The 12,934-nt window shown below is 49.2% G+C and carries 16 protein-coding genes, 1 tRNA gene and 1 pseudogene; 10 read left to right on the top strand and 8 right to left on the bottom strand.

What is annotated here, in order from left to right; genetic code table 11:
• Positions 1-358: 358 nt before the first annotated feature.
• On the top strand, positions 359-2,956 hold the full coding sequence (gene clpB / locus SIB74_RS06590) for an ATP-dependent chaperone ClpB (RefSeq protein WP_063395690.1): 2,598 nt from the start codon (positions 359-361) through the stop codon (positions 2,954-2,956).
• A 49-nt stretch (positions 2,957-3,005) separates the two neighbouring features.
• Here clpB and SIB74_RS06585 read toward each other — a convergent pair whose 3' ends face one another.
• Positions 3,006-3,491: a 6-carboxytetrahydropterin synthase gene (locus SIB74_RS06585; protein WP_063395691.1), complete on the bottom strand. Its 486-nt coding sequence runs from the start codon at positions 3,489-3,491 to the stop codon at positions 3,006-3,008.
• Positions 3,492-4,555: 1,064 nt separating this feature from the next.
• On the opposite strand from SIB74_RS06585, the gene hisIE reads away from it, so the two are divergent.
• On the top strand, positions 4,556-5,224 hold the full coding sequence (gene hisIE / locus SIB74_RS06580) for a bifunctional phosphoribosyl-AMP cyclohydrolase/phosphoribosyl-ATP diphosphatase HisIE (RefSeq protein ID WP_063395693.1): 669 nt from the start codon (positions 4,556-4,558) through the stop codon (positions 5,222-5,224).
• Positions 5,225-5,271: 47 nt separating this feature from the next.
• Here the strand turns inward: hisIE and SIB74_RS06575 are convergent, their stop codons facing one another.
• Positions 5,272-5,904 (bottom strand): hypothetical protein, encoded by a 633-nt coding sequence (locus SIB74_RS06575; protein ID WP_063395694.1) that lies wholly within the window; start codon positions 5,902-5,904, stop codon positions 5,272-5,274.
• 5 nt (positions 5,905-5,909) lie between these two features.
• Positions 5,910-6,380 carry a DUF2214 family protein gene (locus SIB74_RS06570; RefSeq protein ID WP_011826454.1) on the bottom strand — a complete coding sequence of 157 codons (471 nt, stop codon included), beginning with the start codon at positions 6,378-6,380 and terminating at the stop codon, positions 5,910-5,912.
• 238 nt (positions 6,381-6,618) lie between these two features.
• Here SIB74_RS06570 and SIB74_RS06565 point away from each other — a divergent pair, with 238 nt between their 5' ends.
• From SIB74_RS06565 to SIB74_RS06545, 5 genes are all read left to right on the top strand, one after another.
• Positions 6,619-7,545 carry an RNA polymerase sigma factor RpoD/SigA gene (locus tag SIB74_RS06565; protein ID WP_063395695.1) on the top strand — a complete coding sequence of 309 codons (927 nt, stop codon included), beginning with the start codon at positions 6,619-6,621 and terminating at the stop codon, positions 7,543-7,545.
• A gap of 110 nt (positions 7,546-7,655) precedes the next feature.
• Positions 7,656-8,027 carry a YkvA family protein gene (locus SIB74_RS06560; RefSeq protein WP_011129836.1) on the top strand — a complete coding sequence of 124 codons (372 nt, stop codon included), beginning with the start codon at positions 7,656-7,658 and terminating at the stop codon, positions 8,025-8,027.
• The gene (locus SIB74_RS06555; protein WP_063395696.1) at positions 8,027-8,344 is read left to right on the top strand and encodes a hypothetical protein; all 318 of its coding nucleotides are present in this window, start codon (positions 8,027-8,029) and stop codon (positions 8,342-8,344) included. Before SIB74_RS06560 ends, SIB74_RS06555 begins: the two co-directional genes overlap by 1 nt.
• 5 nt (positions 8,345-8,349) lie before the next feature.
• Positions 8,350-8,634 carry a hypothetical protein gene (locus SIB74_RS06550; RefSeq protein ID WP_063395697.1) on the top strand — a complete coding sequence of 95 codons (285 nt, stop codon included), beginning with the start codon at positions 8,350-8,352 and terminating at the stop codon, positions 8,632-8,634.
• A gap of 29 nt (positions 8,635-8,663) precedes the next feature.
• Complete coding sequence (locus tag SIB74_RS06545; RefSeq protein ID WP_063395698.1) at positions 8,664-9,194, top strand: phosphate-starvation-inducible PsiE family protein; 531 nt, start codon at positions 8,664-8,666, stop codon at positions 9,192-9,194.
• On the opposite strand, the pseudogene SIB74_RS06540 reads toward SIB74_RS06545, so the two are convergent.
• Positions 9,157-9,558 (bottom strand): annotated as a pseudogene (locus SIB74_RS06540) (Nif11 domain/cupin domain-containing protein); the annotation flags it as partial. The gene SIB74_RS06545 and the pseudogene SIB74_RS06540 overlap by 38 nt on opposite strands.
• A gap of 404 nt (positions 9,559-9,962) precedes the next feature.
• Between SIB74_RS06540 and SIB74_RS06535 the strand changes: the two are divergent.
• Positions 9,963-10,340 (top strand): c-type cytochrome, encoded by a 378-nt coding sequence (locus tag SIB74_RS06535; protein ID WP_063395700.1) that lies wholly within the window; start codon positions 9,963-9,965, stop codon positions 10,338-10,340.
• Here SIB74_RS06535 and SIB74_RS06530 read toward each other — a convergent pair.
• Positions 10,316-10,585, bottom strand: coding sequence for a YciI family protein (locus tag SIB74_RS06530; protein ID WP_063395701.1), 270 nt, complete (start codon positions 10,583-10,585; stop codon positions 10,316-10,318). The genes SIB74_RS06535 and SIB74_RS06530 overlap by 25 nt on opposite strands.
• Positions 10,586-10,687: 102 nt before the next feature.
• Here SIB74_RS06530 and SIB74_RS06525 point away from each other — a divergent pair, with 102 nt between their 5' ends.
• Complete coding sequence (locus tag SIB74_RS06525; RefSeq protein ID WP_011129843.1) at positions 10,688-11,059, top strand: AbrB family transcriptional regulator; 372 nt, start codon at positions 10,688-10,690, stop codon at positions 11,057-11,059.
• Between the two features lie 133 nt (positions 11,060-11,192).
• Here SIB74_RS06525 and trpA read toward each other — a convergent pair whose 3' ends face one another.
• Genes trpA through SIB74_RS06510 form a run of 3 tightly spaced genes read right to left on the bottom strand, consistent with a single transcriptional unit; the run spans position 11,193 to position 12,624 of the window.
• Positions 11,193-12,020, bottom strand: coding sequence for a tryptophan synthase subunit alpha (gene trpA / locus SIB74_RS06520; RefSeq protein ID WP_063395702.1), 828 nt, complete (start codon positions 12,018-12,020; stop codon positions 11,193-11,195).
• Positions 12,021-12,065: 45 nt separating this feature from the next.
• The gene (locus tag SIB74_RS06515) at positions 12,066-12,413 is read right to left on the bottom strand and encodes a DUF3007 family protein (protein WP_063395703.1); all 348 of its coding nucleotides are present in this window, start codon (positions 12,411-12,413) and stop codon (positions 12,066-12,068) included.
• Between the two features lie 4 nt (positions 12,414-12,417).
• Entirely contained in the window at positions 12,418-12,624 is a 207-nt protein-coding gene (locus SIB74_RS06510; protein ID WP_369818024.1) for an NAD(P)H-quinone oxidoreductase subunit L, read from the bottom strand.
• 107 nt (positions 12,625-12,731) lie between these two features.
• Between SIB74_RS06510 and SIB74_RS06505 the strand changes: the two genes are divergently transcribed.
• Positions 12,732-12,817 (top strand) — tRNA-Leu (locus tag SIB74_RS06505).
• Positions 12,818-12,934 lie beyond the last annotated feature (117 nt).

The following is a 12,934-nucleotide window of genomic DNA, read 5'->3' as shown; positions in this document are numbered from 1 at the left end:
TGTTCAATCAAGGTAGAAGCATGATTGGTGTCAGTAGTGATACATTTTCCTTGGAGTAAAAGATAGGCTAAATGTTGGGTAGTCTATTGTATTTGGATCAAGAGAATACTAAAAGCTTAAGCCATGAAGAGATGATCTAGTCTTGCTTAGATGGTTGATCTATAGGCTTCTTTAAGCCAATAATTAAACATTTTAATACCTAGATGTCAGTTTTTGATCACGAATTCAGTAATGAGATTTGATTTGTTTCTTGGTGGTGCTTACCACACTCTGCCGAAAGAGCCGTACCAATCAGAACGGTTTACCGCTTGGCGCTAATGGTTAGTCGACATACGGTTGAATCAACTTAAAAGACCACATGCAACCTACGGCTGATCAATTTACCGAAAAAGGCTGGGCAGCAATCGTTTTGGCCCAACAACTTGCCCAGCAACGCAAGCACCAGCAACTGGAAACAGAGCATTTGTTGTTGTCACTGCTAGAGCAAAATGCTTTGGCAGGAAGAATCCTAGAAAAAGCAGGTGTGTCGATCGGCAACTTGCAAACAGCCGTGGAGGCACACCTGCATGAACAGCCCACTCTGCAGGCAGCGCCAGACTCTGTCTATCTGGGCAAAGGAGTCAATGATCTGCTCGATCAAGCTGAGAAACATAAGCAAGCTTTTGGCGATGGTTTCATCTCGATTGAACATCTGTTACTTGCATTGGCCGGGGACAATCGTTGCGGCCGCAAGCTGCTCAATCAAGCGGGCGTGGATGCGGGCAAACTAAAGGTTGCAATTGACGCGGTACGCGGAAACCAGAAGGTGACCGATCAGAACCCAGAAGGAACTTACGAATCTCTCGAAAAATATGGCAGAGACCTGACTGCTGCTGCTCGCGAAGGCAAACTCGACCCTGTCATCGGAAGGGACGATGAGATTCGACGCACGATTCAGATTCTTAGTAGGCGCACCAAAAACAACCCTGTCCTCATTGGGGAGCCAGGGGTGGGAAAAACCGCAATTGTTGAAGGCCTCGCACAGCGGATTGTTAATGGCGATGTACCTGCAGCCCTTCAGAACAGACAGTTAATCGCCCTTGATATGGGTGCTTTGATTGCAGGTGCGAAATATCGAGGCGAATTCGAAGAGCGACTCAAGGCAGTGCTCAAAGAAGTTACCGCCTCTGAAGGACAAATCGTACTTTTTATTGATGAAATCCATACCGTTGTAGGTGCTGGAGCTACCGGTGGGGCAATGGATGCCAGCAATCTGCTTAAGCCAATGCTGGCTCGAGGGGAATTGCGCTGTATTGGTGCAACGACCCTCGATGAGCACCGACAGCACATCGAAAAAGACCCCGCTTTAGAAAGAAGATTCCAACAAGTGCTGGTGGATCAACCCACAGTGCAAGACACGATCTCCATCCTGCGTGGTCTCAAAGAACGCTACGAAGTGCATCATGGGGTGCGCATTGCTGATAACGCCTTGGTTGCTGCAGCTGTGCTCAGTAGCCGATATATTGCCGATCGTTTTTTGCCAGATAAAGCCATCGATTTGATGGATGAATCTGCTGCACGACTGAAAATGGAAATCACCTCCAAGCCGGAGGAAATCGATGAAATCGATCGCAAGATTGTGCAGCTCGAGATGGAGAAGCTTTCCCTAGGACGTGAGTCCGACTCCGTTAGTAAGGAAAGATTGGAAAAACTAGAACGCGAACTTGCTGAATTAGCAGAGCAACAAAGTGCGCTCAATGCACAGTGGCAACAAGAAAAAGGTGCGATTGACGACCTTTCTTCGCTCAAAGAAGAAATCGAACGGGTGCAATTGCAAGTTGAGCAAGCCAAGCGCAGCTACGACCTCAACAAGGCAGCTGAACTGGAGTATGGAACTCTGGCGGGATTGCAGAAACAACTCAGCGAGAAAGAAACTGCCCTGGCCCAAGATGGAGAGGCAGGCGATAAATCACTGCTGCGAGAGGAGGTTACGGAAGACGATATTGCTGATGTCATCGCTAAATGGACCGGGATTCCTGTCGCCAAGCTTGTGCAGTCGGAAATGGAAAAGCTGCTTGGACTTGAAGCAGAACTCCACCAACGTGTGATTGGCCAAGAACAGGCTGTGCAAGCTGTTGCGGATGCGATTCAGCGTTCTAGGGCAGGTTTAAGTGATCCCAACCGCCCGATCGCAAGTTTTTTATTTCTAGGCCCCACTGGTGTAGGTAAAACGGAGCTATCCAAGGCATTGGCCTCTCAACTGTTTGACAGCGAGGCGGCCTTGGTGCGAATCGATATGTCTGAGTATATGGAGAAGCACAGTGTAAGCAGACTGATCGGGGCACCTCCGGGTTATGTCGGCTATGAGGCTGGTGGACAGCTCACCGAAGCCGTACGCAGACGCCCTTATGCGGTAATCCTGTTCGATGAAGTGGAGAAGGCACACCCAGATGTGTTCAATGTGATGTTACAGATCCTCGATGATGGACGTGTCACCGATGGTCAGGGTCGCACAGTTGATTTTACAAATACGGTGCTAATTCTTACCAGTAATATTGGCAGCCAGTCGATTCTCGACTTGGGAGGTGATGATAGTCATTACGGGGAAATGGAGCGTCGAGTTCATGATGCTTTGCACGCTCATTTTAGGCCTGAGTTTCTCAACCGCCTGGATGAAACAATCATCTTTCATAGCCTTAGGCGCGAGGAACTGCGTCAGATCGTTGCCCTTCAGGTCAATCGGCTGCGTGAGCGTCTTGGCGATCGCAAGCTTGGCCTAGAGATCAGTGATACAGCAGCTGATTGGCTCGCTAATGCTGGCTATGACCCTGTTTATGGGGCCAGACCCCTCAAGCGAGCGATCCAACGCGAGCTTGAAACTCCAATAGCCAAAAGTATCCTGGCTGGCCTTTATGGAGATAGTCAGATTGTGCATGTGCATGTGGATGTGGACGAGGAGCGTCTGAGCTTTCGTTAACCCTCCGTTGATTAGCTCGCCCACCAGGGGTGTCGATCGAGCAAATTGATCAGAGCAGAGTTTTGCTCTCATACCACTGAGGTATTGCTTCGTAGCAAGCTGCATTGGCCTCATTCTCACGCGCTTCTACCCGCCAACAACAGCTGCGCCCAGTATCTCGATCAAGCAGAAAGGCATTGGCCCATTGCCAAACCAGCTCTGCGCTGGACTCCATGCCCACATTGTCCATCACCCTTAGATCGATAGCACCTTGATCATTCAGGCTCTGCCATTGAGGCAGGAGCGGATCATCAGCATTGGCGAGGAAGGTGTGATCGAATTGGTTGTTGAGTTGTTGTTCCAGGGGCTTAAGACTGGAAAAATCGACGACAAATCCGTAGGGGTCAAGCTCTTGAGCTGCAAACCAAAAGGTAAAACTGCGGCTATAGCCATGTACGAATCGACAGTGTCCTGGATGACGCCATTGACGATGACAACAAGGATATCCAGTAAAATTCTTGCTACAAGTGTAAGAATTTTTGAGTGTTTTAGTCATGGTCGTTCATCTAGAGAGTTGCTGGAATTGGCGTGTGTTTTGAGATTATGAGTAGAGAGTGACTTTGATGTCGTGAATCGATCTATGTGACTATACGGATCAGCCTAAGCGACGAATAAAATCATGTTCAAATAGAAGCCAATCTTTAAGGTAATGCATTGTAAATGCTTTTTATTGAAGGAAGTTGCCTTGGGGAATGGATTCTAGAGGGAAGATCTAAAGACTCATCTGTATTCCATGGCGTAGAGTCAAAGCTCTTGAGTTTGATCATTAACTTATTTGGAAAAGTATATCTAATTGAAAAAAAATTCTTCAGGCAACATTTCAGCATGATTGCGGGTGTCCATTGATTTCTGATCAAGGCTTTCAATTTGGTGCCTCCAATCCGATTGCAAGAAGAAGCATGATGTTTGATGTTTTCTGCAAGTGGCAAGTTCTTTTCAGCGGAAACTCAGATCAGGCTCCTTTTGAAAATATTAGATCTGCGATTAGTCGTAATATCTTGGAATGCGTTGCATGGTGACAAAGGAGATATGAAAACTGGCAGTTGCTAAATCTGGAGAATTGAATTGCTCAGATCTAAGAAGAGAGCAAGAATTGATTGAATTTATTTGCTTGGACGTGCTGCTAGTTAAAGATCGATATAGCTTGTTTCCATACATCAGCAGAAATCAAATCGGAAAGGTGTCCGTTCAGAGCTTTATCGATTATATAGCCATTGAAATTTAACTTATCAGCAGTTTGAATCTTCTCCTTTTAAATGTGCCTGAGACAAGCCATCTTCTTGATACTGAGACTGAATGCTTTGAGTCGCTCTTATCAGTCCGCCAGCCCACCCATCATCCCTTGATGTCTCTGGTGTTTGTTGATCCTGACCCCTAGTCATGGCTAGAAGTGAAATTTCCAATCAGCACCAATAGCATTCGAGATGCTGATGCACTGCTCCATTCGCCTCCAGGTTAAGAGACCTTAGGAGGGGCGGATCCTGCGAGAGCGAAGCAGTTGATGACTCGTTTGGTGCTGAGGGATGATTGCACGGCAGCACCTGCGCTCCTTGAGGACGAATGCAACCCCTCAGCCCCGCCTTCATCGACCAACTTTGTTTTGACGATATTGGTTTGATTCCAGCGATCTCCCAAGACTGGCTTGATGGAGCCGTTCTGATGATGGCCTGGATGAATCGCACTGCCCTAGAGCAGACATTAAAGAGTGGCCAAGTTCATTACTGGAGCCGCTCTCGTCAGGAGCTTTGGCATAAAGGTGCCACTAGCGGTCATACGCAGATCCTTAAGGGAATTCGTTATGACTGCGATGCTGATGTGCTTTTACTCAGTATCGAACAAACCGGTTTGGTCAGTTGTCATACCGGAGCTCGAAGCTGTTTCTTCGCAGAGGTAAACCAGCATTCGCAGGGAGACTCATTGACGCTCCCTCCTCCGATGGATGCCTGCAGTGAACTTTTTCGGGTGATTGATCAACGCCACACCACACCCGAAGCCAACAGTTACACAAACAAGCTTTTAGAAGGTGGTGACAATCGCATCCTCAAGAAAATTGGTGAGGAGAGTGCGGAATTTGTGATGGCTTGCAAAGACGACGATGCGAAGGCAATTGCTAATGAAGCAGCTGATCTTCTCTTTCATCTGCAAGTCGCTCTTGCCCACCACGGTGTGAACTGGAGACAAGTGCTTGAGGTGCTCGCTAATAGACGTGGAGCACCGCGTCGAAACTGAATGCTGAACTGTGGCTGACTGAGTGATTCTTTTTAGTGAAACTCCCATCAACGTGGTTGCCCAAAGTTGGTGGATTGTGAACGGATCCACTCAAGTGTGAGCCGATCTCTTTTGGAAACAGTCAAGACAGGCAATGCCCCCTGGGATACGGCCATGACATCGCCAGCGTGATCACTGTGCCCCCATAGGCCAAAAGCATGACCTAGCTCATGCAAGGCTGTCGCTTGAAGGACAGGCGCTCTTAGTTCTGGTGAAACCATGACCTTCACTTTTGGCTCAAGTTGGGTTGCCTTTTTGCGTCGAGCCTCAACGATAGTCAGCAGACTGCGGCCATTGCTGGCACGCCAACCCGAGGGGAGATGTCGGAGCGGAGGGCGTTTTCTAAACACCATCACATGAGCGCGTTCAATCTCAGCGACCCTCGTTAGTGGAATCACTTCAGACCAGCTATTGAATGCAGCATCCACAGCATTGGCCCATCGCTTTAACCAGCGATGGCCCGCAACAGAGCCTTTGGGGTTTGGTTCAACCCATACACACCAATGAGGCAGGCTTGGATAACCAAAACTGGTGGTCGCTAATTTGTCGACATACCCGAGCCCATTTCTGGACTCGGGTAATTGAAGCCCACCATTCAAAACACGTACGTCTTGCGCTGGTGGACAGTGATCTGGAACCATTTGGATTATTGAGAAGGAAGGCCGACGCCGCGGGCCATCAGGGTTGCCAAAAGGGGAATGAATGCAAATCCAATGATTTCGATGTTGATGAACCAACCGAGGCGAGTCACTAAAGAGGAACTCACTTCAGGCAGTTCTCCCTTGCGCAGTGGAATAGCCCAGAGGATATAGGTGACAGTTGGATAAAGCGAAAGAGTCCCCGCAACAATAAAGACTCCTACCTTCCACCAGAACAAAGGGTTTTGAGTGTAAAAGTCACTTCCTTGGCCGAAATACAACACCCGCAGAATGCCGCTGATCAATAGCGCCAAGCCTGCTACGCCATAAACGATGTCCGTGATTACCATGGCCGTGGCTTCTCCACGGTTTGGGGAAGCCTTCAACAGCTTTCGCTCAAGCACCAAGGCAGCAAAGCAAACCATGAAGCTCAGGTAGTGGACGTAGGCAATTCCAGCATTGTTGACAATCTCAGGCATGAGGACGACTCCCAAGTGGATGGGATGAATGAAATTCGCTTTGACGCTAGCGACATCAAGCTCAATGAACGGCTATCTCAATAGAAGAAGAGGGTGAGGGGGGGCTGCATCAATCAAAGCAACACGACATCCTGAAGAAACTGTTTAATAACGCATAAAAAGTTAATTCCGTACTCTTCCTTACGCCGTCAGGATGGAAACACTTTGGCTCTAGGTTCAATTAAGAGTTTAGTTCCAGATGGTGAGTTCTTTAAGTGCCTATCTTGGGGAGATCGGGCGCCACCAACTTCTGACACCTGAACAGGAACTCACAATGGGTCGGAAGGTTCAGGCCATGGTTGCGCTTACTGACCGCTGCCATCTTGCTGGTGGAGCAGGGCCCGAATGCGAATACTCAGATGATCAGCGCCTCACCATTCGTCGTGGTGAAAAAGCCAAGAATCAGATGATCACTGCTAATTTAAGACTTGTAGTGAATCTTGCCAAGCGCTACCAGGGCAAGGGTCTTGATCTTCTCGATCTGATTCAAGAAGGCACGCTTGGACTTACCAGAGCAGTGGAGAAATATGACCCAACCCGTGGCCATAGATTTTCGACCTATGCCTATTGGTGGATTCGCCAGGGGCTTAACCGGGCACTATCCACCCAGAGCAGGACGATACGAATTCCCGTCAATGTGAATGAAAAGCTAACCAAATTAAGGGCAGCAAAGTCAAGACTGATGCAGAGCAACGGCTTTCCTCCCACTGCTGAGCAATTGGCAAAAACCATGCGATTGCCGATGGCCGAAGTGGAAGATCTGCTCGCTTGTGAATTACGCAGTGTGACAGTGAGCCTTCAAGGAGTTGTGAAGTCAAAATCCGACCCTTCAGAACTTGTGGATGTCCTTCCCAGCGAAGAGATCCCTCCGATGGAGCGTGCCGAAATGGCGGAAAGGACTGCATCGGTATGGACTTTGCTCAATCGTGCGAACCTCACTCCTAAAGAACGGATGGTGGTCACACTTCGTTTTGGACTCGACGGATCTCATGAATGGCGCACCCTCGCAGAAGTTGCACGACATATGAGTTGCAGTCGCGAATACTGCAGGCAGGTGGTACAAAGGGCACTGAGAAAACTTCGCAAAACAGGAATTCAGAGTGGTTTGGTAGAAAGCACCCTCTAAGCGATAAACCTCACTGAAAAGTAGGAAATCCGCCCCAAGAAGGGGCGGAGCTCATCTTATGAATCCCCATAAATCAGGTAAAAATGGAATGACATCGGCGCCGAAGAACCATGGTTGATGAGGCCACCGCAACTCACACCACCGTCGATGCAACGGTGCTGGAAAGTTCCGTTATTGATCAGAGTCTGTTTCAAAAGGTGTTGCGTCAGGCTGGGCGAAGCCTTGCAAGGCCGGCTTTAGAAGCTTTGGAAATGCTCTTGGATGCATCAACACCTGCACAGGCCAGACTCACCATGCTCGCTGCACTGACCTACCTCATCATGCCCATTGATTTGGTGCCAGATTTGATCCCTGTTGCAGGATTTAGTGATGACCTTGTTGCACTTACCGCAGTCGTAGGCCTCTGGAGCAATCACATGACCCCCCAGATTCGTGACCGTGCCCGACGCAAACTAGATCGGTGGTTTCCCGTTGGCGGCTGATGTCAGGATGGTCTGGTCAAGTTGAAGATGAGCTGACTCTCCTGCTGAAGGATTGGTTGAAGCAGCAGGGACGTACCCAGGCAGACCTGCGTCGAAGCCTTCAGGCTGTGTCGACTCGCATGCCTGCCTTGCTTGAGGTCTTGGAACGTGAACATCGCCTGGGAGGAATACCACGGGTGGCAGCACGTCTATGTGAAATTGAAGCGGAATGGGTTGGAGCGAATGCATCATCTCCATTCAACAACCAAAAAGATGCTGATCCTTTCAGCCAACTAGACCTACTTCTGCAAGAAATCCGCGACGACTGCGGCAGCTGAACCAGATGACAGGCAAAGTGGATCTGAATGACTGTTTCATCATGCGTGTTCCCTTACTTGTGACTTGCCTAGGAATGACTGCCAGTCTGCAATTAGCTGCTCCTCTAAGCATGCAGGCACAGTCGGAGGGTTGGCTACTTGGACCAAACAGCAGTACAGGTGAGAACAGCAAAGTCGTGCCCAGCAACTGCATTGAACAGGAGGATGGATCCATTACCTGCGATACCAAGATTGAGAATCCCAGCGGCGATACCCAGGCTCGGCCTTCCTACAATCCGTTCAATAACTGAGATCCGCCTTGCGCCGTCTCAAGCGGGCAATGCCTTCATTTCTCAATCTAGTGGATTGGGGAGAAAGAGTAATTGTCAAGGTTCTCACAGTGATCACCGTTGTTGTGATCATTGCGGCATTGATACAGCTCATCGTGAATGTTGGCAATGAACTGTTCGCTGATTCACAGCAGAGCTGGCTTGGGGATGACTTAATCAAGGTTCTTGGTGATCTGTTAACTGTGCTGATTGCTCTTGAAGTGCTTCAGAACGTCACCAGTTATCTCCGCCGCCACGTGGTACAGATTGAGCTGGTGCTTGTCACAGCGCTGACAGCCGTGGCGCGCAAAGTGATCGTGTTGCCCCCAGGATCTGATGATAAACCTCAGTTACTGGCTGGACTGGGGATTGCCTCGATTGCTTTGGCCGGGGCTTATTGGCTGGTTAAGAGAGCGACAATTGATCCGGCCCTTTCTGCTCGTTCCAGAACAAAGCCAACCAAATTGTCCCAGGGTGAGGATCAGTTCGTTCCACACGATGCAGACGGTGAGGTGCCAAATGCAGCTGATCTCCAACGCTGAGATCAACCCACGCATCGGGATCTTTCAGTTGCATACGTGCACTCCCCTTCATTAGCACAATCCATTCGTGATCAGCCTGGTCATACCAGAACCCCTCTGGACTAGATGCAGCACAAGAGAGAATTAGTTCTAGGCGCCAATTTGAACCAGCGTGGAGAAGATGCTGTTCTTCCTGTCCTTGTGGAGGTAATGGTCGCGTTAGTAGATTGGCATCGGAAGAAAGCTGCTCGACAGGCTCAAGTTCACCCCAACGGCGTCCAATCTCAAAGCCCCAAGATCGAGCTAACTTCACCACTTGGTTGTGATCTCCACAAGCGGCTAGCAGCTCCCGTCGGCCAGGGACAGTTTCTAGCGACTGAGTCATTTCTTGAAGCTGTTGCACCTTGTCGAGGAATCGGTAGAGATCCTGTTCTGCCATCCACTTCTCCAGAATTCATTTCCAACTAATGATGCTGACAACAAATTGTTTAAGGCATCAGCGAAATTTTTTTGGTTGCCTCATCCGCTTTGATCATCACAACACGCATAGAAATACTCAACCGTGAAAACCTTTGAACAGAATTCACAACCTATTTCCATGCCTTACATCAGCCAGCCTATGAGCGCAGTGAACAGCAGTTGATTCGGCGCAAGACCTGCTCTAGGCCTTTGTGATAGCCCAGTCCTCTCTTTCACGAGGATGCCAAGCCCATGCGCAACTGTTAAAGCGGTATCAGCAGATCACAACAGATCACTACGGCAGACTGAGTCGTTACTGCTGATGATTGCATGAACCTACAGATTCGTCTGAGGCGACTTGTATTTGAACTTGGGGGCCAAACTGCAGGATTATTAATCCTGATCTCTACACTCTTGATCCATCCTATTGGCACCATTGCATTGGATACCGATGCTGGAGGATCGTTATTCAAGCAACACTGTTCAGGGTGTCATGTAAATGGTGGCAATATCATTCGACGTAACAAAACCCTTAGGCTCAAAGCACTAGAGCGCAATGGTCTAGATAATCCTCAGGCAATCGCCAGAGTGGCTCGAGAAGGAATCGGGCAAATGTCTGGCTACGAGGATGTTCTCGGCGATAGTGGAGATCAGCTCGTGGCGGCCTGGATATGGGCTCAAGCTCAGAATGCTTGGACCCAAGGGTAAACCTCAAGAGAGGTCCATATTCCTTCCTTCCAGTAAACGTCTTGCTCTAGAAGGTTCCTAACAACATCAAGACTTGCGGCTTCGAAAATCCCAAAAACATGAGTGCTCCCTTCTGTTGGACCAAGAGTGATCAGAATGCCCTGTTTCTTAAGAGTGGTAAGCCTATTGAGGTGTTCTTCACGAAAAGGGCTTCGCTTTTCAAGTGCGTTCTCGCAGTAAGTACCCCAAAGAACAAATCGTGCCATGTCTGCAGCGTAAAACTCATCGCTAAAATTTGTCTCTTAAAGGATGGCACAAATGGGTAACTAAACGCTATGTTGTTGAAGTAGATTTCCGTTTTACAAATCATGCTCACCGGCAGCGACCTCCTCACGAAAGTCAAAGACCTGGGTGATGTCAGCAAATCCGATCTTGTTCGCGCCTGTGGCTACGTCTCCACGAAGAAGGATGGTGGAGAACGCCTTAATTTCACTGCTTTCTACGAAGCTCTACTAGAAGCTAAAGGTGTAAGCCTTGGTATAACTGGTGTTGCAGGTATTGGTAAGGGTGGACGCAAGCTTAGCTATGTAGCTACTGTTCAGGGCAATGGCAATCTATTGATTGGCAAGGCCTATACAGCCTTACTTGATCTCAAGCCTGGTGATGAGTTTGAAATCAAGCTTGGACGCAAGCAGATTCGCCTAGTTCCCGCTGGTGGAAGCGACGAAGACGACGATTGATTCATATTTTGAGCTAAGGGAGATTCAGCGAAGATCGTTCCAATCTCATTTGAATCACTCAAGCCCTGGAAATTTTCCAGGGCTTTTTTGTTGATGTTTTAAGGCAGGATGATAGATATGAGCAAGTTAAAACTCATCCAGCAGCGTTGCGCAGCTCTTTGCAGAAAAGACCCGCTTCTTGAGCAACAAATCCAGGAGCCGCAGCAGCCATTCGTTTCACTAGAGCACTGCCAACAATGGCTCCATCAGCACCCCAACTTCGCACCTGCCGTACCTGCTGAGGCCCAGAAATTCCAAATCCGACTGCTACAGGATTGGAGCCGGATAATTTGAGTTGCTGCACCAAGGATTGAACACGTTCCTCCATGACAGAACGTTCGCCAGTAACTCCCGTCACGCTGACTAAATAGGTAAATCCCCTGCTGCTTTCTGCAATCCTTGCCATACGCTCCGCAGGTGTAGTAGGAGCCACCAGAAGAACCAGATCAAGTCCACGAGCCGAAGCCAAGGGAGAAAGACGCTCAGCTTCCTCGAGTGGAAGATCTGGGACCACAAGACCGGCAACTCCAGCCTCAGCCGCTTCATCACAGAAACGCTCCATGCCCCGGTTGAACAATGGATTCGTGTAGGTGAACAGGATCACAGGAATGGAAAGTTTGCCCCGCAAGTCAATCAACATCTGCAAGACCCGAGCTGGTGTCGTACCAGAAGCCAGTGCTCGAGAAGCAGCTGCCTGAATCACCGGACCATCGGCGAGGGGATCGCTATAGGGAATGCCCAGCTCGATCATGTCCGCGCCAGATTGCTCCAGGCTGAGCAATACCTCAGCAGTGGTTGCCAGATCAGGATCACCAGCCATTAGGAAAGGCATGAGTGCAAGGCGTCCCTCAGCTTGTACTCGTTGGAAGCGACTGCTGATTGTGGCTTGAGTATTGGATTTAGGTGCCAAGAAATCTGCCATAGCAATCATTAGAAGAAGGCGTGAGGGGGGCAAACGCCCTAGAACCTATGGGTCAGAGGGGGCTTGTTGTTTAGGATTCTCATCCTCAATATCCTTCAGTAAGGAAACTTTCTCAGCATCAGGCAATGCATCGAAGCGAGTCTGAAGTTCAGCAGCTGATAGATTTTCATAGGCCTGTTGATAACGTCGCCGTTGCTGCATGAAGGTCATATTCCCTGAAACCACTCGAAGTAGATATGATCCCGTCCATGCGACAACAACCACAACAAGAAGTGATTGAGCAGCGATACCGGCAGAAATACTATCCAGGCCAGCAAATCTCAATACACCGTAAGCGATGCCCCCGAGTATCAAAACAAGAAAGCCCAGCTGAATGACCTTGGCACGCGTCATATGTTCAAACCTCTCCTTGACCATGAAGGCGAAGATTCAAAAAAGGCGCGAATAGAATTAAACCGGGAAAGAATAGGAACACCATTCCGTAGGCGCTTAGACGCTCGAATTTGCCCATACAGTGCCACCGTCTGTTCATCCAGGAATAGAGGATCAAAGGGACAACAATCAAATAGAGGCCGCCTAACAAGGCATAGGCAGCGAGCACCATCAGCGAGTTGATCGAGATTGGACTGGTGACGGCCTGTAGAAACACTGTCCGCAAACTGCTTCGTGTAAATCTAGGATGCCATTGCGGGCCTTGGCCCAGCCATTGCCGGGGGCATGGCGGAATTGGTAGACGCAAGCGACTTAAAATCGCTTGTCCTGAAAAGGACGTGGGGGTTCAAGTCCCCCTGCCCCCACTGGTGATCATGGCAACGAGCCAAATATTTTCCCCATTTGCGTAGAGATTCAAGTTGCTAGCCAGACCCCAATCGAATCCTTGATTGCCAGGTCGAGCAATGGTGCAATTAATGCGC

This window comes from Prochlorococcus sp. MIT 1306 (genome assembly GCF_047304515.1).
In the GTDB taxonomy this organism is placed as follows: Bacteria; Cyanobacteriota; Cyanobacteriia; order PCC-6307; family Cyanobiaceae; genus Prochlorococcus; species Prochlorococcus marinus_D.
The sequence above is the reverse complement of the archived record's forward strand: the minus strand, read 5'-3'. Positions and strand labels throughout refer to the sequence as shown.